Origin of the sequence: Paenibacillus ginsengarvi (genome assembly GCF_003626695.1) — a bacterium.
Taxonomy (GTDB): Bacteria; Bacillota; Bacilli; order Paenibacillales; family NBRC-103111; genus Paenibacillus_AB; species Paenibacillus_AB ginsengarvi.
This window is the reverse complement of sequence record NZ_RBAH01000003.1, coordinates 326,835-347,512: the sequence shown is the minus strand read 5'-3', so window position 1 is coordinate 347,512 and position 20,678 is coordinate 326,835. Positions and strand designations below refer to the sequence as shown.

The window sequence follows — 20,678 nt, the reverse complement described above, 5'->3', positions numbered from 1 at the left end:
AGCATGGATTGGAGCAGAGCGAAATCGATCTTTATCGTAGCTTTTCTGGGGCTAAACCTGCTGCTCGGGTACGAGCTATGGGTAGGCAAGTGGAATATTATCGGCGATTCGAAGCAGACGTCGGCGGATATCGCCCAGGAGCTGGACCGCATCATGATCGCTCGGGGTATCAAGATGACCGCTGCCGTGCCGAAGGATACTCCGAAAATGCGGGAAATAACGGTCAAATGGGTCGACGGAGAAAGCTACGGGCGCAAGGTGATGCTTCCCGAGCCGATCAAATATAACCTGTTTTTAAGCAAAGGCTCGCTTAAGGATCTCAGCAGCAAGGCTATACCGAAGATCGAGTCATATGCGTATGATCGGGTGACGAGCAAGGACGGCTTGTTTATGATGAACCAGCTTGTCGGGGAGTATCCGCTGTTCGACATCAATTTGGAGCTGTTCATGAACAACGGGGAAGTGAACGGCTACCGGCAATCGTTCGTCGAGGTGGATGCGGAGTCGGAAGGCAAGGAAGAGAAGAAGGTCATCTCGGCGTATACGGTGCTGCGGACGCTGGCGGAGAAATATTTGCAGAACGGCGCCGTTATCTCGGACATTCGGCTCGGCTATCACGGCCAGTTTTTTGAAACGGAGCAGTGGTCGACGCTGCCGGCTTTCCCGACATGGCGGGTGGCGCTGGAGAACGGGGATATTTATTACGTGCAGGGCTTCCGCGGGGATGTGGAGACAGCGGAACGCGTGCCGAAGAAGCCGTAAAGACGAAATGAATTGGGACAGGAGAAATGAACGATGACGATCCGGTTTACGATATTGGCAAGCGGCTCGACCGGCAATTCGCTGCTGGTGGAGAGCGAGGAGTCGAGGGTGCTTGTGGATGCCGGACTAAGCGCCAAAAAAATCGAGCAGCTGATGGGGGAGCGGGACATATCGGGTTCGCAGCTCGACGCGATCCTGATCACCCACGAGCATTCGGATCATATCAAAGGCGTAGGCGCGCTGGCGCGAAAGCACGATTTGCCGGTTTATGCGAACGAGAAAACGTGGGAAGCGCTGAACAAACATCTGGGCGAGCTGGCCGAAGAAAAAATCAAAGTCATGGAGACCGGCAGCGTCGTCCAGTTCGGAGCGCTCCAGGTGGAGTCGTATCCGATCTCGCACGACGCCGCGGAGCCGGTCGGCTATTGCTTCCATGACGGGGAGCATAAGCTGAGTCTCGCCACCGATCTCGGTTATGTCAGCTCGAAGGTGAAGGAGAAGCTGGCCGATTCGGATGCGATCATTCTCGAGTCGAACCATGATGTGGATATGCTGCGCATGGGCAAGTACCCGTGGAATATCAAACGCCGCATCTTAGGCGATACGGGCCATCTGTCGAACGAATCGGCGGGCGAAGCGCTCTGCGAGATCGCCTCCGGACAGACGGAGACGGTTTATTTGGCTCACTTGAGCCGGGACCACAACTTGATGGATTTGGCCAAACTGACCGTGAATAATATATTAGAGGATCGCGGCATCGAGTGCGGCGACCGCAAGGTGGAGCTGAGAGATACATATTTCGATCGGCCTACGAGATGGGATAGGCTCGGTCCGGAGTGAGGAGCCGGTCGACTTCGGCCATCTTGGCCTCGATTTCGCCGCGCGTCATAACGCCTTTCTCGATCAGCAAATCCATGAGCACGGTGACGAGCAGCGTATTGCGGTAATGCTCTTCCTTCAGGTCGGCGAGCTTGCCGATCCAATTCAGCTCCTGCAAGGAGGTTGAGATGCGATTCAATATATTTCTCCCCTTTTCCAGTGAATTCGGCTCGTACTTTGTGTCCAAATCTAGTAAAATAAGAGGGTAGCGGCTTGTAGTATTAGTATAGGCTGCTAGAAGCGAAAACATTCCTCTTTTTTCCGGACGGAAATCGAGTGGAAATAGAGTGAAGGACCCGAGAGGAGAAGCGGGCATGAGCTTGTTTGATGACGATTTTTACACAACGAAGCTGCCCCGAAAAAACCGCTGGACGCATGAAGGATCGGAATTTCCTTCCGCCAGACGGAGTAAGATCGGCTCTCCCGCGATCGCGACGGTGGCAGGCGCTACGGCGGCTCTTGTGCTCGGGGCAATCCTGATCGGGGTCGGCACCCACCGCAGCGAACCGGAAAGTGCGGCGGCCGTGCCGGTCATGTCTACTGGAAATAGCTATCAAATTATGGAGGACCAGGTCGTACGGGCGGTAGAGCGCGTAAAGCCGGCGGTCGTCAGCATCATCAGCGCTATGGAAAGTGCGGGCAGCGGACAGAGCCTTGGCATCGGTTCGGGCGTTTTGTTTCGCAAGGACGGAGACAAGGCTTACATCGTGACGAACAACCATGTGGTGCAGACGGCGACCCAGATCGAGGTTATTCTCGCAAACGGCGAGCACCGCAAGGCGAAGCTGAAGGGCAAGGATATGATTACCGATCTGGCCGTTCTGGAGATCGATGCAGCCGGCATCCAGCAAGTGGCCGAGTTCGGCGATTCCGAGAGGCTGAAGGCCGGGCAAACGGCTATCGCCATCGGCAGTCCGCTCGGACTGCGCTTCGCGCAAACGACAACGGTCGGCGTCATCAGTTCGCCGCACCAGAAGGTGCCGATATCGTTCGGCGGGGACGGCAACTACGACTGGGAGATGGACGTCATCCAGACGGATGCGGCCATTAACCAGGGCAACAGCGGCGGGGCGCTGGTCAACCTGGAGGGCAAGCTGATCGGCATCAACAGCATGAAGGTGGCCGAGAAGGGCGTCGAAGGGCTCGGTTTTGCGATCCCGATCAATTCCGCCAGAGAAACGATCGAGAGTCTGCTGAAGTACGGCAAGGTGAAGCGTCCTTATATGGGCGTTACAACCGAGCCGCTGCGGAGCTACAAAGGAACGGAAGTATTAAAACTGCCCGATTCGGTCAAAAATGGACTTATCGTCATCGATGCGATCGGCCCGTCGAAGGAAGCGGGACTGGCGACGAACGACGTCATCACCGAGCTCGACGGCAAGCCGGTCTACGACAACATCACCCTGCGGCAGTACATGTACGGCGAGAAAAAAATCGGCGACAGCATCAAGGTGACGTATTACCGGGGCGGGAAAAAAGCGACGGCTACCGTCCAATTGGGCGAGAAGAAAGAGGATTAAGCGATGCTGGTGGTATGCAAAGAGCATGTAGAGCTGGCGATCGACATCTTCGTGGACGAATACGAAGAGGCGCCGGACATCTATGATCTGAAGGAAGTCCATTTCACCGCGTGGGAGCCTCCGGCTACTTGCGAACGGTGCAAAAACAAGCCGGAATTTTTGGTCATATAACATGAATCGTGCGGGGGCCTGCGAAGGCTCCCTTGTTGTATATATAGAATTAGTGAAGGGAACGAACAAGAGCCATGCAAATTCAAATTATCGCGGTAGGCAAATTGAAGGAGAAATATTTTACGGACGGCATCGCCGAATATTCGAAGCGGCTGACGCCTTACGCCAAGCTGACGATTACCGAAATCACGGAAGAAAAAGCGCCCGAGCGGATGAGCGATGCCGAGGAGCAACAGGTGAGGCAGAAGGAAGGAGAGCGTATCCTGGCAACGCTTCGGCCCGACACGCATGTTATCGTCATGGCCATCGGGGGCCACATGTGGTCATCCGAGGAGCTGGCCGATCAGATCGACCGACTGGGTACCTACGGCAAAAGCCACGTCACCTTCATCATCGGCGGCTCCATCGGCCTTTCCGACGACGTGCTGAAGCGGGCCGATGCAAAGCTGTCGTTCGGACGTATCACGTACCCGCATCAGCTTATTCGCCTTGTGCTGGTGGAGCAGGTTTATCGGGCTTTTAAGATTATGCGGGGGGAGCCCTACCATAAGTGACGGCGAAAGATTAGGAGTGAAAAAGTTCGTCTCGCCATATATTCGCCCTGTTCACTCATCGGGCCATACGGCCCTCGGCCTGTAGCGATAACCCAATTCAACGTGTTCTATCCGTTCCATCACGGCCTCACACGCGCCCATGTTCCACCAAGCCAAAACAAAGGAGAACGTCCATCACAGGTGTTCTCCTTTTCGTCACGCATGATCTTCCATTGCCTCCTTTGCTTCCATCTGCGCATAAGCTTCACCCAGTCCAATGGACTTGTAATACTCCCGCGTCACATCGTCCATGAGCCTCACAGCTTATGGGAGTATCCCCCCCAATAAGATTCAGACAATAGGCAACGTGGAGAAGAGTCCCAGGAAGATTACTAAAACGAATATGTCGTTTTTCATAAGTCTTTACAAATACTTAACTTTCCTTAAATAATCAAGTAATTATATAATCATTTACAAATGGAATTGGGTGTGGGAAAATGAATAAAAAAGTAACCCAAATTTATTTTCTTTGTGGCCAGAACCGTTGTCGTAGTCAAATGGCTGAAGCTTTTGCCAAGCATTACGGAGGCGAGCGTGTCGTTGTGGAAAGTGCCGGCTTAGAGCCATCAAACATGCTTCATCCTTTCACGATTGAAGTCATGCGGGAGGTGGGCATCGATCTTTCGCAGAACGTTTGTAAAAAGATTGACATGAAATTTTTTATTTCCGCTAACGCTATTGTCAAACTTTGTGAACAAGTGGTCGAACGTTGCCCGATCGTACCATTCAATATCATGAACGTTGAGTGGAACATTACCGATCCTCTGGCCATTGATGGCGGAACGATTCAGGATGTTAGGAGAGCACGGGACGAGATTCAGGAAAAGGTCATTGATCTATTGAAGGGGATGAATATCCCTTTTGCCTAGAAAGGAGTAACATGCATGAATTCAATTGAAGAGATAGCCGATGTGTTGAAGCTGCTGGGCGATAAAAACAGACTTACAATCGTTGCCTTGCTGAATGAGAAGGAACTATGTGTGTGCGAAATTGTTGACTTGCTACAAACGAGCCAGCCGAACATTAGCCAACATATGCGCAAGCTAAAAGACGGCGGCCTGGTCAAAGAGACGAAAAAAGGGCAATGGGTCTATTATTCCTTAAACATTCAAGACAAACCCTATATCGCAGAAATTCTAAAGCAGATTCCTTCGCAAAAAGAAAAGATTCAATCTAACATCTGCGAAGAGAATGATTGCTGCAACTGAGTCCGGAGGCTTTATATGATTGCTTTCCTTATTTTTTTAATCACCTTAACGTTTGTCATTTGGCAGCCGAAAGGGTTGAATATCGGTTGGTCGGCGAGTGCCGGAGCCATTCTCGCATTACTTTTCGGCGTAGTTAGCTTCGCGGACGTCGGCACCGTTACCGGCATTGTTTGGAACGCGACCTTGGCATTTGTGGCCATTATTTTAATATCCCTTGTGCTTGATGAAATCGGATTTTTTGAATGGGCAGCATTGCATATGGCGCGATTAGCACGCGGAAATGGATTGCTCATGTTCGTGTTTATTGTGCTGCTTGGATCAGCCGTTGCAGCTTTGTTCGCTAACGACGGAGCAGCCTTGATCATTACGCCAATTGTGCTTGCTATGGTGCGTGCGCTTAAATTTGAAGAAAAAATGATTCTTCCGTTTATTATGGCAAGTGGTTTCATTGCGGATACGGCTTCTTTGCCACTAGTCGTTAGTAACTTGGTGAATATTGTATCGGCTGATTATTTCAGCATTGGTTTTGCGGAATACGCGAGCCGTATGATTATTCCGAATTTCTTCTCGATCTTGGCGAGCCTTCTCGTGCTGTACCTGTATTTTCGAAAAAGTATCGCGAAAAGCTACAAGCTCTCCGAGCTTAAAATACCGAAAGAAGCCATTAAGGAGAAAAGATTGTTTCAACTCTCCTGGGTCATTCTAGCGGCTCTCCTTGTTGCTTATTTCGGCAGTGAATTTTTATCCATTCCGGTGTCCATCATTGCCGGAGTGGCTGCAATTGTGTTTCTGATGGCCGCAAGAAAAAGCCCTGTCATCCACACTTGGAAGCTCGTCAAAGGGGCTCCCTGGGCTGTCGTCATCTTCTCCATCGGCATGTATGTTGTCGTGTACGGCCTACGAAATGCAGGTCTTACAGACGCATTGGGAAGCGTTATTCAAATGATCGCAGACAAAGGGCTGTTCGCTGCTACCGTGGGCATGGGCTTCATTGCGGCGATTCTGTCCTCGATAATGAACAATATGCCAACCGTCATGATTGACGCTTTGGCGATACAAGGCACACAAGCCGAAGGTTTCATTCGCGAGGGACTGATCTATGCGAATGTGATCGGCTCGGATTTGGGGCCGAAAATCACCCCGATTGGATCCTTGGCCACTTTGCTTTGGCTGCATGTCTTATCGACGAAGAACGTGAAGATCAGTTGGGGTACGTATTTTAAGATCGGCATTATTCTAACGATTCCCACATTATTCATTACGCTTGTCGCTCTTTTTGCGTGGCTTTCCTTACTTAAATTCTCGAGCGTCAATGTCTGGCTCCTTATTATGCCTGTCGTTTTAGTTCTTGCCATTATCGCCATGCTCGTCTTTAAGGGGGCATTAGGAAGCAAGAATAGAGGAAACCAAGAAGTCTAACCATAATCGGATAAATAAGGAGACGTATACCGTGGAGAAAAAACCTTTCGTTTACTTTTTGTGCACCGGCAATTCGTGCAGAAGCCAAATCGCAGACGGATTTTTACAAGCATTAGGCAGCGATAAATACGAAGTCAAAAGCGCAGGGCTTGAGGCACATGGATTAAATCCGCGTGCGGTTGAGGTGATGCAAGAAGCTGGCGTGGATATAAGCCGGCATACGTCCGATGTAATCGATCCGGATGTGTTGAATCGTGCCGATTACGTGATTACACTATGCGGCCATGCAGATGAACATTGTCCCGTGATCATGAACAAAAACGTGACGAAATGGCATTGGGGCTTTAATGACCCGGCCAAAGCAACCGGAACGGAAGAGGAAATCATGAAGCAATTCCGCACCGTACGGGATTCGATTAAAAGTCGGATTGAACAATTCGTCAAAGAAGGGAAATGAGGTTGCTCCTATGATCAAAAGAATGCATGTCGCATTAAACTGTACCGATCTGCATAAATCCCTTGACTTTTACCGGGCCTTCTTCGGGTCAGAACCGAGTAAAATCAAAGAGAATTATGCTAAATTCGAGCTCGATGAACCGTCCCTCCATTTTTCGCTTAACGTTCGCCCCTTCGAACAAAAGGGTGTACTGAACCACTTAGGATTTCAAGTTAACAACACCGAAGAAGTGCTTGCGATGGGTGAACGGCTCCGCCAGAGCGGTCTGTTGCTTATTGACGAGATGAATACGACTTGCTGCTATGCTGTACAAGATAAAGTATGGGTATACGATCCCGACGGGAACGCATGGGAAATTTTCTACACGAAAGAGGACTCGGAATTCGAGTCGGCCGGAGAAGCACGAGACTTATCACTATGCTGCGCACCACCATCGGCACCGGTTAAGGTGGAGTTCGGATCTTTTAAAAGGGGGGGGGATAATCGGTGACTGCTGAAAAAAGCTATCAAGCTTTAGTCGAGGATAAGATTTTTATGGGCGCCGCGGCTGATTTGGAAGCGATGGTGAAGAACGAAGGCATCGAAATCGTCGTCGACCTCCGCGGAGAAGCAACGGAAAGCGCCTATCCTAACCCGGGCGTACAATGGATACAAATCCCGTTGACCGATCAATCTAGCATCCCCCAAGAGGAAGCATTTCGAACAGCTATTCAAGCTGTGACGGATGCGTACCAGCAGAACAAAAAAGTAGCTTTTCATTGCGGCGGGGGAAAAGGAAGAACGGGGACAGTGGCTGCCGGGACCTTGCTCGCTTTGGGGGCATGTCGAACGGTTGATGAGGCTGAGGCTATTGCAAAAGGGATTCGTAGCGTCATTGATATGAAACCTGCGCAAAAAGAGTCATTGATGAAATTATATCCTAATCGATAAACATGATTGAGACCACTTGTTCAAGCGAGTGGTTTTTCTTTTTCGAAAATAATATTTGCATTTTGCAAATAAATGCGATATAACTGATACAGGAGGCGAGAAGCCGTGGAAAATACCCGAGAGTTATTCCAAATCATGACCCGGCGATTCGGGTTTCTAAATAAAAATTGCTGTACGGCCGGTGGTTGCGACATTTCCTTGATCCAGAGCCATATTCTTTATGAAATCGATCATCAACATAAACCTTCTATGCAGCAGGTTGCTGAAACTTTGGGTACCGATATTACCACCTTCAGCCGTCAAGTTCAGTCACTGATCAAAATGAATTTGGTGAAAAAGGTCCCGGACCCGGATGATCGGAGAGTTTATGTGTTGTCGCTGACCGTGGAAGGGAAGTATGTAGCGACGACGATTGATCAGCAAATGAATGCTTATCTGAACGAGATTTTTTCACACATGAACGATTTTGAAAAAGATACCGTCATTCGCTCGATTAAGCTGCTGAATGAGGCGATGGCAAAATCCAGCCTATGCTGTACAACCCCGGTGGGGTAATCTTTTTGATTAATACTTGCAAATTGCAAATAATTATATAAGGGTGATTCGATGACATCCATATGGGACGCAATCGTAATCGGGGGAGGGCAGGCAGGTCTTGCTTCCGGATATCATCTGCAAAGGAAGAAGGGATTGAATTTTGTCATTCTCGAAGCGAGCGAACAGGCGACTGGTTCTTGGCCTCAATACTACGATAGTTTAAAGCTCTTCTCTCCGGCCCGGTTCTCCTCTTTACCAGGAATGAAGATCCCGGGGGATCCTAAACGTTATCTTCGAAAAGACGAGGTCATACGCTACTTACAGGATTATAAGGAAAAGTTTCAGCTACCGGTCAAATACCATCAACGTGTTGAGTCCGTCGAGAAACATGGACACCTATTTACGATTCATTCAAAGACCGGGGAAGTGTACCAGACGAGAACGATCATAAATGCGACCGGTTCCTTCCATAATCCTTATACTCCCGGAATACCGGGACGCGAGACTTTTCAGGGCGAGGTCATCCACGCCTCCGGGTATCGAAATCCTGATCGATTTTTCAATAAAAGGGTCGTAGTGGTCGGGCGCGGAAATTCGGCCGTGCAAATCGGTGTCGAGTTGGCTGAGATAAGTCATACCTCTTTAGCAGTTCTGCAACCCGTGCAGTTCATGAGACAACGGATTCTGGGTCTGGACCTGCATGTTTGGATAAAAGCAACCGGTTTCGATATGTTTCCGTTCTGGCGCTTCGGTAAAAAGGCGCCAAGCTCAGGCTCCGTAATCGATCTCGGACAGTATCAAGAACGATTGAAGGAAGGGAAGCCCGATCAGCGCCCCATGTTCACGTCGTTTTACTCCGATGGAGTAGTATGGCGGGACGGAACGAAAGAACCGGTGGACTCGGTTATCTTGGGACAGGATATCGACCAAATCTTTCGTACTTTGAACGGATAGGGGCATTGGATGCCGAGGGAAGGCCCTTACAAATAGCCGGAGTGAGCATCTCCGTCCCGGGATTGTATTACGTAGGTCTCGAAGGCCAACGGTCATTTGCTTCAGCTACCTTAAGGGGGGTGGGGCCGGACGCCAAGTATGTTGTACGTAAGTTATTGCTTCATCTAAATAGCATTGCTTAGAAAGGTATCAGAGCGGGAAGTGAAATGTAAGCAGGTAAGCAAGAGCCTACCTATATTATTAAATAACATGAGGGAGTGGTGGTTATGAGTCAAATGACGAACGATCAAATTCGTCAAAATGTTCGCAGTCGTTATAAAGAAATCGCTTTGAAACCGGTGAAAATGGGTTCAAGCTGCTGCGAAACACCAGTCAACTTTGAAGATGTTTCCGCCCAACTAGGCTACTCGAACGAAGAATTAACAGCCGTTCCGGAGGGGGCTAATCTGGGCCTCGGCTGCGGAAATCCACAAGCGATTGCCGCGCTGCTGCTTGGAGAAGTCGTACTGGACTTGGGTAGCGGTGGCGGCTTCGACTGCTTCCTAGCTGCGCGGCAAGTAGGAGGAGCAGGCCGTGTCATCGGAGTAGATATGACGCCTGAAATGGTTAGCCGCGCGCGTAACAACGCAATTAAGGGCGGCTTTACGAATACGGAATTTCGGTTAGGGGAAATTGAGCACCTGCCTGTTGCAGATCGAATGGTAGACGTTATTATTTCCAATTGCGTAATCAACCTTTCTCCAGCGAAGCAGCAAGTATTTGACGAGGCGTTCCGAGTTCTGAAATCTGGGGGACGCCTTGCGATCTCGGATATTGTCACGACGGCCGAACTTCCAGAAGAAATCAGAAGTGACTTTGATACCTTATACTCGGGTTGTATTTCCGGAGCATCGTCGGTTGATGAGATAAAGGATATGTTAGTTCAGAGTGGATTTACGGATGTGGTAGTGGAGCCGAAGGATGAGTCAAAGTCCTTTATTAAGGACTGGGTTCCGGGGGCAGATGTCGAGAATTACATTGTTTCGGCTGTAATAAAGGGGGGAAAGCCGCAACGGATAACTGTTTATGAAAGACGAGCAATGGAGTACCTCACTAAGAGTTGGGAAAGCGGTCGGTTTCGGGCCTCGCCAAAGAAGGTCTATGGTTTTTAGACCCTTCAAGCAGGGATTTTTCCTGAAAATTTCCTTGCATTAAGTTGCATTCCAAATTGGATTCAGAGAAGTGGGCTGACGTGAAAAGCTTAGAAAGATGAATGGGAAGTGGAGAGACGTATTTACTATTAGAAAGAAGAAGTAAGCTATCTAACTGGGAACCATAGATAATAAGGCCGCCGATTTCTTCGGTGGCTTTCTGTGTATATTTATGAAAGTTCGATTAAATCTTGAATTTGGCTTTGTTTAATTAAATGAGCAAAAACAGTTGAAAATGCTGTATAGAGGCAACTTAGACTGATTTTTCACCGATAGACCCGTTAAGCTGAACCGTATCATAAATGACGGCGAAATATTGGGGGGCAAGGGTTAAAGAGCTGTTGGAGTAGCAGAGAAGAATGCTAAAGAGTAAATGTATATCCCTCTAGAGATGGGCTTTAGGGGGATGTTTGTGTAACCAGATGCGACAATGTTTTCCAAACTAGTGGTATGATTGTGGTACGTATTAATTCGAAAAGACTTAAGAATATGAACTGATTTCGAAATTCGTAAAAAAACGTTAGGAAATACTGAAGAACTTGCCTCAATGCTTCGGTTCTCTTGGTTTTTTACGGTAATTTGGTAAGCTTTACGTTGCAGAGCTTACAGACTGCAAAAACGCAAGTCGCTTTGAAGCTCGGAATGCCGCCGCGCGGCAAACTTAGGCGGATTTTTAGTAGATAGACTCAGGCCAAAAAGACGGCTATTATGTGAAACAGCGTTTGATCATTTTATTAAGCTCTGGCAGGTCAGTTGAAGAACCGAAACAATTTCTCGATTCTACCGTCATATCATGTAAAGGATTCTGTTTCATGATAATGATAATAGGAGAATTAAAATTAATGAAAATGATTAGCCGGTTGAAAACCTTGAATTTTAGGCAGTATATGTTATTTTCGGCTGGAGTCGGAATCGTTGTAGGAATACTTACGGTGTTAGGACAAGAAGTGCTTCCAGGAAACTGGGGTTCCCTTGCCAATTCAGGAACCGCATGGTTGATTCCAGCTTTCTTTGTAGGAGGATTAGGTCCTTCAAAATTAAAGGCAGCCGTAGCAAGCATCCTTACCCTTTGTGGTATGGTAACGGGATATTACGGTTACGCCATGACTATCCAAGATGTAGCTCACTCGGTCTTTTATATTCTAGTTTGGGCGGGAGCGGCCATTTTGGGCGGTTTGATTTTTGGAATTGCCGGTTTTTTGTGGGGGCAGGATCAAGGCAGCAAACATAAATACGGAAGCGCCCTGATCGGCGGAGTGTTTATCACCGAAGGATTGGATTTATATTTACATATTGATGACTATGGTCATATGCTGCCTGTTGGAGCAGTTAAAATCACTGTTGGTTTTATTCTCCTTTTGGTATTAGAACGCTCGAACAAAGAACGTGTCGCTTCTTTACTGGCTTTGATTCCTGTTATTGTATTAGGATTGATCGGGTATCAAATATTGCATTCAATCACATAACGATTATAAGTCTACGGAAACAGCATTTATTACGTTACGGGTACGAATCATCAATAATAAGGCCGCCGATTACTTCGGCGGCTTTCTGTGTAGATTTATGAAAGCAGAATCGGATATTGAAAGGTTCGTAACTATGCGCCGCGACAGCTACTTTCGCATTTTTCGCCGATAGACCCGTTAAGCTGAGAAGTATCATAAGTGACGGCGAAAGTTTTCTATAGCCGCAGCGGATTTTTCGTCTATTTGGGTGTTAAGTTGAGAGGTATCATAAGTAAGGCGAAGAATTTGGTATGACCAATTGAGAGGTATGTTGGTCAAGGGGGGATTCAGGGAGAAATATATCGCGTAATATAGGAGAATGAGATATTGCCAACAGAATAACGGTATCGAAATAAAAGTAATTGTTACAAAACATATCAGATTTGACACTATAGCATCTTAGAAAAAAATGTAATAAAGTAATAAATAATATACTTAAACTAAGGAGGAAGAATGTAATTCATGGAGATTGATAAAAACCCGCTATTAGAAACTAATGTATTTAAACAACTATTAAAAGTGGAAAGCAACACAGATAAACTTTCACAGACAGTATTAAAAATTGTAAACCGTGTTGTACCAATTTTAGCTCGGATTCCAGAAAATATGCCAGAATATACCCTTCATGATGAAACCCACAGTCTGAAAATAGTTCAAATTATGGATCGTATTATCCCCCAAGTAACTTTCGAGAATCTTAATGATATCGAAATTACACTGCTTATTCTATCAGCATATTTACATGATATCGGAATGACCTGCTCTGTTGCTGAAAGAGAGGAGATTATTAGGAGTTCGAAAGAGTATGAAGTACTACTAATTACGGATCCATTATACAAAGATTATATCCATTCTAAGCAAATAGGTGATCATCGAACTTCAACCAGAGTTGAAGATAAGATTTTTACGGAATTTTTAAGAAAGAATCATGTTAAACGTAGTGCTGAATTCATCGAAAGAGAGCTTAGTCATGGAGAATTAAAATTAAGTTTTAATGACATTCCACTACATAAATTTTTGATAGATATCTGTAATAGTCATGGAGCGGCTGTTAAAGTATTACGTGAAGCACTTAAATACCCCAGAAACAAACTAGTCGGTTATAAATATGTGAATATACAGTATATTTCTATTATTTTAAGGTTAGCTGATATCTTGGATCTAGATCCTGAAAGAACACCACGTGTAATCTTTGAATTTGTCAATCCACAAGATCCAACGAGTGTTCAGGAATGGAGAAAGCATAGATCAATAATTGGTTGGGATATAAATGCAGAAAGAATTATTTTTGAAGCAGAATGCAATACTCCCGAAGTAGAGAGAGCATTAAGATTATTTATGAATTGGATTGAGATAGAGAGAAAAGAAAGTATGGACTTACTGAATAAGTACTCAGATATTATTGCTCAAAAATATAAGTTGTGTTTGACTGAACCAATCAATGTAGAAAGAATTAGGTCAGATGGGTCTTATGAATACAGTGAGGTTAAGTTTGAATTGCACTATGAAAAAATAATGGAATTGCTTATGGGTCAACGATTATATCGTAATCCTCTTACGGCAATACGAGAATTACTCCAAAATTCTATAGATGCAATAAAGGCAAGACAACTTTTATTTAAAGATCGAGAAGAAAATTTTATTCCCAAAATTGAGATTATCTATAATGATGGTGAATTAATCATAAAAGATAATGGTATAGGAATGGATAATAACGTATTCAGTGAATATTTTCTCCAAGTGGGAAAAAGTTATTATAATCATCCTAAGTTCTTTGGATCCGATCTTGATTTAGTTAGTGAATTTGGTATTGGAGTTCTCTCTGTTTTTATGGTAGCTGATTCAATGATAGTTGAAAGTCGAATGGAACCTGAAAATCCATTATTTCCGCCTAAACCAATACATTATGAAATTCCAACTGCTCATCATTTTTGTATTAAGCGAAATAGTAGTAGAATAGAGATTGGTACTCAAATAACTTTGTTATTAAAGAAAAATAATCCTTTCCGATCACATCAATTAGTAAAGGTAATACAAGAAATAATACCAAATCCCCCCTTTCCAATAAAAATAATTATCGATAATAATGTTTTTGTACATGAAAGTACTCCATTATCCAATATTCCAAAAATTATAGAAGGGATGGATGAGAGTTTAATAGTTAACAAGGAATTCAGGGAGAGTAGAGAATATTCCCATCGCTTGATAAAAATTAATTTAAATGAAATTAAAGAGTTTGAAGTTAATGGCCAACTCTTTATAGTTAATACGGGTACAATGAATTATAATGGGACATTATCAGGATATGTATCCCAACGATACTTCAATTTGGGCTTACCAAGTACTAATGATATAGAATTTAAATTATTACCTTCGAAGTCATTGATGGAATTATTCCCTAAGTGGATAAGTGTGTATACGAATATGGATATATATGGAAAAAACGGACTAACAATTACGCCAGATAGAACCGAGGTGATTGTTGACCAAAAATATAAATTATTGAAAGTTGCAATAGAAAGAATTATTATTTCCTCATTAAAAGCACATTTAAATGATTATAAGTCACGACATTCATTAGATGAATACCATAGGTATGTAGATTTTTTATTTAGCACGGGTTTTATAGGGATACCAGGCGCGTACAATAAAGAGTTGCTCTCTGAAGAAGCAAGGGCTTTCTTTTTGGAATATGTATCTTTCCCCATAATATCCAATAATGGTGGCATTAATAGAGTGTTTGGTAGTGAATTAATTAAAAATAGATATATAGGGGTAATTGAACGTGATTGGTCAAGGGATTATTTACCCAAAATGGCCGATTTTCTTCAAAAACAAGAAAGTATTAATGTAATTGTGTTAAGGGAATATGAGATGACGAATTCATACAATATGGGGAAGGTTATCGATGAACTTTTCAGCAACATTGGATACAATATAACAACTGAATATTTAATAACGCCGATTCCTGGTTTACATGTGGAGGTTTTGGACTTAGAAAAACTGGAAAAAACATATATTCATAAGTATCATATTGCAGATCAAATCTTTACAAACTTTACAGATGAAAGTAAACGTATTCTATGCATCCCAAGCCAAACTGGAGGGTTTTACCATATTTTTAATAAAAAACATCCCGCAATAGCTCCAATAATTAATGATGGAAAAATAATAAGTAATGTTGCTCAAGAGATTTTTGAAGAACTGCGGGATTCACTCAATAGTATTATGTATGGTTACATGAAAGAAATGGATGATCCCAACGATGCAAAGTGGCAACGAATTCTACGCAATACCGATCATAGTTACATATCAATAGGGGTATTTTACTATTCGAACAAAGTATTTGAAAAATTCAGCGAAGCCATTTCGCAATATTGGTGTAAATTAAAGTGTAAAAAGATTATTAACGATAGTGAGCCAGATCAGATAATAACGAAGCAAGATTTCCCATGGTACTTCAGCGTAGAAAGAACACCTCAATAGACCAAGCCAAACCACGGAGTATATACTTACCGTGGTTTTGTTTTTATTGCGAGAAACAATCACTTATGTTTTAAATTATAAAGATTTTCGCCCCAGTAATGTTACGCTGAACCCTACCATAAGTACGTCAGTTTTTTTAGAGAGAACCCCTCAGGAGCCTGTGTCGACTACTGCTAATACAATGCTCGACGCTTTCAGAAGAGGCAGCGCAATTTCTTGGCAAAGCCTCGGTGCTAAGCGCCGAGCTTTCTCTATAGCATTGGGTTTCTATGAATGGTTAGCTATACCGTGTTTATTTGCAATTTGCTCGCTTTGGTTGGGCTGGCCCTTACCCTTGGTGATCAAGTCGCGAAGACTGCCGTTTATGTAGATGCCCCAGGAGTCGGTACAGACGGCGTAGCACTCATACGCGGGGACGAGGCCTACGTGCGTAAATCGAACTTCTGTTTGGCCGTCTTTCTTGTCGATGTCAAAGACAATGTCGGTATCCGTCCACTCCCTCTTGTCCTCTACGAAGTTAAAGTAGTTGTCAGTAATGTGCCAAACCACCTTTTTATCTGGAACAAGCTGGGTGATTTGGATGGTGCAGCGGTGAATATCTTGGTGGTGGTACTTAAATTCACCGAGTTCGTCGGTCTTGCCCTCAATTTCCTCTGACCACCATCCGCGGACGTTGGTGATGGCGGCAAAAACTTCTTTGGGGCTTTGGTCTACCGTAAATGAAGTGCTGTAATTTTGATTCATACCAGGTATCTCCCTCGTTAATTGTTAAGTACACACCGAGTATAAATTACGTACTTGCAAAACGCAAGTACAAACTTGCAAAATGCAAGCACGAATTGTATAATCAGTCTCATGAAAAAGCGAACTTCCTCGGTATGTCCAATCGTATATGCACTCGACATATGGGGCGATCCATGGAGCCTAGTGATCCTTCGCGACGTCCTTATCCATAACAAGCGGTATTACCGCGAGTTTCTTGCTTCACGCGAGCACATCTCAACTAATATTTTGAGCGCACGGCTCCAATCGCTCACGGATGCAGGCTTGCTCGTCAAGATAGAAGGCGATTCAAACCGCGCGCAAACGATGTACCGACCAACGCAAAAGGCGCTTGATCTGTTTCCGGTCGTTTTTGCCATTATGCACTGGGGTCTGAAATACAACCCCAATACCGATATGACTATTCCGATCATGCAAGAACTAAAAACAAACGAAAAAGGGCTGGAGCAGCGCCTTTTGCAAAATTTTGACGATATAAGAGATCGGTCAACAAAAGTTGAAAACAGTGGATTTTAGCCCGGGCACTCTAAGGAGTGCCTTTGTATTATTTCAAAATCGCTCCAAAACAGGAGGTACTATATGAGCTCCATTCTAAACGTTATAGAAAAGCTAAAGCTGAACGTCTTGAATGTTGAAGATGTTCCAGAGTCTTTTAGCTCTGAGGTATACAAGCTTACTCTTGCCAGTGGTGAAAACGTTTTTGTAAAAATTCCATATAACAAGGATAAACTGTTCCGTGAATTTCAGATGCTTGAAACATTAAAGGGTATACTACCTGTTCCTAAGGTATTGGACATTTGGTACGGGGATGAAAGTACTACTGGAGCATTGCTTCTTTCGGCGATTCAAGGTATGCCTTGTACAGGAGACATTGATGAGAAGCTCTCTTTTCAAATTGGAGTGTATCTTGCTATGCTCCATGAGGTTAAAACTCCCGGTTATGGTTACCATGTAACCGATGGTTTTAAGTTACTTGACCACAATAATTGGAGATTACATATCAAAAGTAATTTTGAAAAGTGGAAAGAGCCATGCAAAGAGATTCTCGATCCAGAGCTGTATGAAAGATGCATTCTTCACTTTGATGGCCTATTTTCAGCTTTACCGGATCCTGACGGGCCATGCATGGTTCACATGGATTTTAGACCGGGTAATATATTAGTGAATGGGAACGAGGTTGCGGGCATTATTGATTTCGAGAGTGCTCGTGGCGGATCGTCGGAAATAGATTTTACCAAAGTCAATCGATATATTTGGGAGGTCAATCCGAGAACAAAGCTACCGTTCATGGAAGGTTATCAATCGATTCGACCTATGTTGGCTCTGGAAAGAGTGCTGCCCTTTTATGATTTTTACGATGCATTCTGCGCAGTTGTTTGGTGTAAAAACAGAGGGATTGAAAAAAATCAGACGTTCCTTGAGGAAAATATTCTTACTTTAAGGAATTCGGTTGGTTATTAATTTGCCGAAATCACCACGTTTTCGATATAATGGAACGTAATATATGGAAATTGCGAATGGGGAGTCGTTCAGATGCAGCTGGTATATCAGGGAAAAACTAAAGATGTATTCGCTCTAGAGAATGGGAATTACTTGCTGAAATTTAAAGATGATGTTACCGGAGAAAACGGCGTTTTTGACCCTGGCGCGAATACGGTTGGCTTGGTGATGGAAGGCGCAGGCCGAGCAGGACTAAGCTTAACCAAATACTTTTTTGAAAAATTAGCGGAAGCGGGAATCCCTACCCACTATATCGATGCCAACATCGAAGAAGCCACGATGACGGTTAGACCAGCTTCTGTGTTCGGCAAAGGCATTGAAGTGATCTGCCGTTACAGAGCAGTGGGGAGTTTTCTACGTCGTTATGGCATGTATGCGCAAGAAGGGCAGCCTTTAGACGCATTTGTTGAAGTAACGCTAAAAGACGACGAACGGCAAGATCCTCCAATTAGCGAAGATGCACTCGATATGCTGGGTATCCTCTCCGCGGAAGAATACCGTACCTTAAAACAGCTTACTAAGCAAATCGGCCAAATCGTAAAAACCGAACTTGCACAAAAAGGAATCGAACTGTACGATATCAAATTCGAATTCGGTCGAGTTGATCAAGACCGGAAAATTGTATTGATCGATGAAATTTCCGGCGGGAATATGAGAGCATACCAAAACGGTCAATATATTGAACCGTTGGAATTAGAGAAAATGATGCTTTCGACCAAGTAATACAAATCTTCTGCAAAGGAGCCTTAGAGCTCCTTTTTGTGTTGCTACCCGTACAAAAGTACTGTTCTTTCGATCAACTAGGTATTATACCGGCGTCCGTTCATATAAAAATTGTCCTCGCGGCCGACACGGAAGGAAATCTCCAGATCAGGTATACCGAGTGACCGGACATGTTTATCGATCGCCTCGGCCATCTGATCCCGCACTTCGTCCCCCCGCTCAAACCACCATACATCGATGAAAGGGTACGAGTCGGTAAATTTTCCGTCGAATATAGCGGTGACGTGCAGGCACTCCAAGGTGAAATTATCCGTTCCGCATTGGCATATTGCGGCCATCTCCTCTACGAGTGGTATACTGATTGTACGTATGCCCTCGGCTGGAATTCCTCTAAAAATTAATTGCGGCATCTAACATCCTCCTGTCGATATGACTTTAGCTCTTGTCATTGTCTTATTGTATATGTACAAGTCTGTCTGTTGCAAACGGAGAATACTGTCACGGGTTGATTATCATCATTGGATCGTGTATAAAAGATTGGTAATCGAGATGAACGTCGACATGAATAAGGAGACCTTATGACATTTGAACAATTGCAGTTGATTTCCCCCATTCTTAAAGCGCTGGCCAAGGAAAATTATAAGCAGCCCACACCGATACAGGAGCAGGCAATCCCCTCCGTACTGGCTGGCCGTGACTTGTTCGGATGCGCCCAGACGGGTACCGGAAAGACAGCGGCGTTTTTGCTGCCGATCATCCAGCTGCTGAGTACGCAGCGGGATCCCGCGAAGGGCAAGCGCCCCATTCGTTCGTTAATCCTGACGCCTACCCGGGAGCTGGCTATTCAGATTTCCGACAACCTTAAATCTTACGGACGGTTCACGAATCTGCGCAGCGCCGTGATCGTGGGCGGCGTCTCGCAGAAAGCACAGGAGCAGGCACTGGAGGAAGGTCTGGACATTCTGATCGCAACACCGGGCAGGTTGATTGACCTGATGAACCAAGGGTTCGCCGATCTGTCTCGCGTTCAGATTCTGGTGCTCGATGAAGCCGACCGGATGCTCGACATGGGCTTCATCCATGATATGAGGCGAATTATCGCCAAGCTGCCTGTTAAGCGGCAGACGTTGTTCTTCTCGGCCACGATGCCTCCTGAGATCACGTCTTTGGTAGACTCGCTGCTGACGAATCCTCTGAAAATCGAGATTACACCGGTTTCCTCGACGGCGGAGCGGATCAAGCAGAGTCTCTACTTCGTGGACAAGCCGAATAAGCTCCCGTTGCTGATCGATCTGCTGCAGGATCAGTCGATTACGAGCGCGCTCGTCTTCACTCGTACGAAACACGGAGCGGATCGGCTGGTAAGCGGTTTGATGAAGGCGAAGATTACAGCGCAGGCGATTCACGGCAACAAGTCGCAGAACGCCCGTCAAACGGCGCTGAAGAACTTCAAGAGCGGCGCGACCCGCTTGTTGGTGGCGACGGACATCGCGGCCCGTGGTATCGACATTGATGAGCTGTCGCATGTCATCAACTACAATCTGCCGAATATCCCGGAGACGTATGTGCATCGGATCGGCCGCACCGGACGGGCGGGCTTAAGCGGAGTCGCGATCTCGTTTTGCGAGTACGAGGAGATTCCTTATCTAAAGGATATCGAGAAGCTGACGAAGCAGAAGATTCCGGTGATCGGGGATCATTCGTATCCGATGGTGATTACGGAGCCTGTTCCGGCGAAGCCGGAGAAGGGCAGAGCGGGTGGTGCAGCGTCCAAAAACAATGCCCGCGTCCATAGCGGCGGCGCTGATCGGAGCGGCTCTGCCGGGAAGGAAGGAAGCACCGCCGTCTCCGGTAACCACCGCCGACGGTCGAAGAAAGCCGGCAAGTAAGCACGATGATTCTTAATGGATTGCCTTTTCGAAGCGATTGTGGTAATCTGATACAGATTTATATAAGTGGAAACCAATTGACATACAAAAAGGTCACATTATATAAAGAGGGTTTTCCCAACGCGTGATTTTTTTATATAAATGATCATGCAAAAAAAAATTGGAGGTTACT

General features: G+C 45.4%; 22 protein-coding genes and 1 pseudogene. 20 read left to right on the top strand and 3 right to left on the bottom strand.

What is annotated here, in order from left to right:
• Window positions 1-3 precede the first annotated feature (3 nt).
• Window positions 4-762 (top strand): two-component system regulatory protein YycI, encoded by a 759-nt coding sequence (gene yycI, locus D7M11_RS06545; RefSeq protein ID WP_120746347.1) that lies wholly within the window; start codon window positions 4-6, stop codon window positions 760-762.
• Between the two features lie 33 nt (window positions 763-795).
• A complete protein-coding gene (locus tag D7M11_RS06540) occupies window positions 796-1,602 on the top strand; it encodes an MBL fold metallo-hydrolase (RefSeq protein WP_120746346.1) in 807 nt (268 codons plus the stop codon).
• Here D7M11_RS06540 and D7M11_RS06535 read toward each other — a convergent pair.
• Window positions 1,571-1,780, bottom strand: coding sequence for a hypothetical protein (locus D7M11_RS06535; RefSeq protein WP_193556130.1), 210 nt, complete (start codon window positions 1,778-1,780; stop codon window positions 1,571-1,573). The genes D7M11_RS06540 and D7M11_RS06535 overlap by 32 nt on opposite strands.
• Window positions 1,781-1,955: 175 nt before the next feature.
• On the opposite strand from D7M11_RS06535, the gene D7M11_RS06530 reads away from it, so the two are divergent.
• The 14 genes and pseudogenes from D7M11_RS06530 to D7M11_RS06470 all read left to right on the top strand — a co-directional run bounded on the left by D7M11_RS06530 (window position 1,956) and on the right by D7M11_RS06470 (window position 15,611).
• Window positions 1,956-3,161 (top strand): S1C family serine protease, encoded by a 1,206-nt coding sequence (locus D7M11_RS06530; RefSeq protein WP_193556129.1) that lies wholly within the window; start codon window positions 1,956-1,958, stop codon window positions 3,159-3,161.
• Window positions 3,162-3,164: 3 nt separating this feature from the next.
• Window positions 3,165-3,332, top strand: a complete 168-nt coding sequence (locus D7M11_RS36865; RefSeq protein WP_193556128.1) for a CxxH/CxxC protein — start codon at window positions 3,165-3,167, stop codon at window positions 3,330-3,332.
• A 74-nt stretch (window positions 3,333-3,406) separates the two neighbouring features.
• The gene (gene rlmH / locus D7M11_RS06525) at window positions 3,407-3,886 is read left to right on the top strand and encodes a 23S rRNA (pseudouridine(1915)-N(3))-methyltransferase RlmH (RefSeq protein WP_120746345.1); all 480 of its coding nucleotides are present in this window, start codon (window positions 3,407-3,409) and stop codon (window positions 3,884-3,886) included.
• 476 nt (window positions 3,887-4,362) lie between these two features.
• Window positions 4,363-4,794: an arsenate reductase ArsC gene (locus D7M11_RS06520; RefSeq protein WP_120746344.1), complete on the top strand. Its 432-nt coding sequence runs from the start codon at window positions 4,363-4,365 to the stop codon at window positions 4,792-4,794.
• Between the two features lie 15 nt (window positions 4,795-4,809).
• Window positions 4,810-5,133 carry an ArsR/SmtB family transcription factor gene (locus tag D7M11_RS06515; RefSeq protein ID WP_120746343.1) on the top strand — a complete coding sequence of 108 codons (324 nt, stop codon included), beginning with the start codon at window positions 4,810-4,812 and terminating at the stop codon, window positions 5,131-5,133.
• A 15-nt stretch (window positions 5,134-5,148) separates the two neighbouring features.
• Window positions 5,149-6,552, top strand: coding sequence for an arsenic transporter (locus tag D7M11_RS06510; protein ID WP_120746342.1), 1,404 nt, complete (start codon window positions 5,149-5,151; stop codon window positions 6,550-6,552).
• A 31-nt stretch (window positions 6,553-6,583) separates the two neighbouring features.
• Window positions 6,584-7,009, top strand: coding sequence for an arsenate reductase (thioredoxin) (gene arsC, locus D7M11_RS06505; RefSeq protein WP_120746341.1), 426 nt, complete (start codon window positions 6,584-6,586; stop codon window positions 7,007-7,009).
• Window positions 7,010-7,019: 10 nt separating this feature from the next.
• Window positions 7,020-7,499, top strand: coding sequence for an ArsI/CadI family heavy metal resistance metalloenzyme (locus D7M11_RS06500; protein ID WP_120746340.1), 480 nt, complete (start codon window positions 7,020-7,022; stop codon window positions 7,497-7,499).
• Entirely contained in the window at window positions 7,496-7,939 is a 444-nt protein-coding gene (locus D7M11_RS06495) for a protein-tyrosine phosphatase family protein (protein WP_240040978.1), read from the top strand. The genes D7M11_RS06500 and D7M11_RS06495 overlap by 4 nt, the downstream gene beginning before the upstream one ends.
• A gap of 105 nt (window positions 7,940-8,044) precedes the next feature.
• Window positions 8,045-8,494, top strand: a complete 450-nt coding sequence (locus D7M11_RS06490; protein ID WP_120746339.1) for a MarR family winged helix-turn-helix transcriptional regulator — start codon at window positions 8,045-8,047, stop codon at window positions 8,492-8,494.
• 51 nt (window positions 8,495-8,545) lie between these two features.
• Window positions 8,546-9,612: pseudogene (locus D7M11_RS06485) on the top strand (flavin-containing monooxygenase).
• Between the two features lie 84 nt (window positions 9,613-9,696).
• Window positions 9,697-10,581 (top strand): arsenite methyltransferase, encoded by an 885-nt coding sequence (locus tag D7M11_RS06480; protein WP_120746338.1) that lies wholly within the window; start codon window positions 9,697-9,699, stop codon window positions 10,579-10,581.
• A gap of 881 nt (window positions 10,582-11,462) precedes the next feature.
• Window positions 11,463-12,086 (top strand): DUF6518 family protein, encoded by a 624-nt coding sequence (locus D7M11_RS06475; RefSeq protein ID WP_240040977.1) that lies wholly within the window; start codon window positions 11,463-11,465, stop codon window positions 12,084-12,086.
• A gap of 501 nt (window positions 12,087-12,587) precedes the next feature.
• The gene (locus tag D7M11_RS06470; protein WP_120746337.1) at window positions 12,588-15,611 is read left to right on the top strand and encodes an HD domain-containing protein; all 3,024 of its coding nucleotides are present in this window, start codon (window positions 12,588-12,590) and stop codon (window positions 15,609-15,611) included.
• Between the two features lie 267 nt (window positions 15,612-15,878).
• Here D7M11_RS06470 and D7M11_RS06465 read toward each other — a convergent pair whose 3' ends face one another.
• On the bottom strand, window positions 15,879-16,355 hold the full coding sequence (locus D7M11_RS06465) for an SRPBCC family protein (RefSeq protein WP_120746336.1): 477 nt from the start codon (window positions 16,353-16,355) through the stop codon (window positions 15,879-15,881).
• Between the two features lie 111 nt (window positions 16,356-16,466).
• On the opposite strand from D7M11_RS06465, the gene D7M11_RS06460 reads away from it, so the two are divergent.
• The 3 genes from D7M11_RS06460 (at window position 16,467) to D7M11_RS06450 (ending at window position 18,617) form a co-directional block, all read left to right on the top strand.
• Window positions 16,467-16,910, top strand: a complete 444-nt coding sequence (locus D7M11_RS06460; RefSeq protein ID WP_120746335.1) for a winged helix-turn-helix transcriptional regulator — start codon at window positions 16,467-16,469, stop codon at window positions 16,908-16,910.
• A 63-nt stretch (window positions 16,911-16,973) separates the two neighbouring features.
• On the top strand, window positions 16,974-17,855 hold the full coding sequence (locus D7M11_RS06455; protein ID WP_120746334.1) for a phosphotransferase family protein: 882 nt from the start codon (window positions 16,974-16,976) through the stop codon (window positions 17,853-17,855).
• 72 nt (window positions 17,856-17,927) lie between these two features.
• Window positions 17,928-18,617, top strand: coding sequence for a phosphoribosylaminoimidazolesuccinocarboxamide synthase (locus tag D7M11_RS06450; protein WP_120746333.1), 690 nt, complete (start codon window positions 17,928-17,930; stop codon window positions 18,615-18,617).
• A 77-nt stretch (window positions 18,618-18,694) separates the two neighbouring features.
• Here D7M11_RS06450 and D7M11_RS06445 read toward each other — a convergent pair whose 3' ends face one another.
• Window positions 18,695-19,027: a DUF1904 family protein gene (locus D7M11_RS06445; protein ID WP_120746332.1), complete on the bottom strand. Its 333-nt coding sequence runs from the start codon at window positions 19,025-19,027 to the stop codon at window positions 18,695-18,697.
• Between the two features lie 168 nt (window positions 19,028-19,195).
• Between D7M11_RS06445 and D7M11_RS06440 the strand changes: the two genes are divergently transcribed.
• A complete protein-coding gene (locus D7M11_RS06440; protein ID WP_120746331.1) occupies window positions 19,196-20,506 on the top strand; it encodes a DEAD/DEAH box helicase in 1,311 nt (436 codons plus the stop codon).
• Window positions 20,507-20,678 lie beyond the last annotated feature (172 nt).

What these genes read in the sequence shown, in the direction of transcription:
- D7M11_RS06475 (WP_240040977.1), top strand. Translation starts at nt 11,463, where the DNA reads ATGAAAATGATTAGCCGGTTGAAAACCTTGAATTTTAGGCAGTATATG.
- D7M11_RS06500 (WP_120746340.1), top strand. Translation starts at nt 7,020, where the DNA reads ATGATCAAAAGAATGCATGTCGCATTAAACTGTACCGATCTGCATAAA.
- D7M11_RS06465 (WP_120746336.1), bottom strand. Translation starts at nt 16,355, where the DNA reads ATGAATCAAAATTACAGCACTTCATTTACGGTAGACCAAAGCCCCAAA.
- D7M11_RS06440 (WP_120746331.1), top strand. Translation starts at nt 19,196, where the DNA reads ATGACATTTGAACAATTGCAGTTGATTTCCCCCATTCTTAAAGCGCTG.
- yycI (WP_120746347.1), top strand. Translation starts at nt 4, where the DNA reads ATGGATTGGAGCAGAGCGAAATCGATCTTTATCGTAGCTTTTCTGGGG.
- D7M11_RS06470 (WP_120746337.1), top strand. Translation starts at nt 12,588, where the DNA reads ATGGAGATTGATAAAAACCCGCTATTAGAAACTAATGTATTTAAACAA.
- D7M11_RS06450 (WP_120746333.1), top strand. Translation starts at nt 17,928, where the DNA reads ATGCAGCTGGTATATCAGGGAAAAACTAAAGATGTATTCGCTCTAGAG.
- rlmH (WP_120746345.1), top strand. Translation starts at nt 3,407, where the DNA reads ATGCAAATTCAAATTATCGCGGTAGGCAAATTGAAGGAGAAATATTTT.
- D7M11_RS06460 (WP_120746335.1), top strand. Translation starts at nt 16,467, where the DNA reads ATGAAAAAGCGAACTTCCTCGGTATGTCCAATCGTATATGCACTCGAC.
- D7M11_RS06540 (WP_120746346.1), top strand. Translation starts at nt 796, where the DNA reads ATGACGATCCGGTTTACGATATTGGCAAGCGGCTCGACCGGCAATTCG.
- D7M11_RS06510 (WP_120746342.1), top strand. Translation starts at nt 5,149, where the DNA reads ATGATTGCTTTCCTTATTTTTTTAATCACCTTAACGTTTGTCATTTGG.
- D7M11_RS06520 (WP_120746344.1), top strand. Translation starts at nt 4,363, where the DNA reads ATGAATAAAAAAGTAACCCAAATTTATTTTCTTTGTGGCCAGAACCGT.
- D7M11_RS36865 (WP_193556128.1), top strand. Translation starts at nt 3,165, where the DNA reads ATGCTGGTGGTATGCAAAGAGCATGTAGAGCTGGCGATCGACATCTTC.
- D7M11_RS06480 (WP_120746338.1), top strand. Translation starts at nt 9,697, where the DNA reads ATGAGTCAAATGACGAACGATCAAATTCGTCAAAATGTTCGCAGTCGT.
- D7M11_RS06530 (WP_193556129.1), top strand. Translation starts at nt 1,956, where the DNA reads ATGAGCTTGTTTGATGACGATTTTTACACAACGAAGCTGCCCCGAAAA.
- D7M11_RS06455 (WP_120746334.1), top strand. Translation starts at nt 16,974, where the DNA reads ATGAGCTCCATTCTAAACGTTATAGAAAAGCTAAAGCTGAACGTCTTG.
- D7M11_RS06445 (WP_120746332.1), bottom strand. Translation starts at nt 19,027, where the DNA reads ATGCCGCAATTAATTTTTAGAGGAATTCCAGCCGAGGGCATACGTACA.
- D7M11_RS06515 (WP_120746343.1), top strand. Translation starts at nt 4,810, where the DNA reads ATGAATTCAATTGAAGAGATAGCCGATGTGTTGAAGCTGCTGGGCGAT.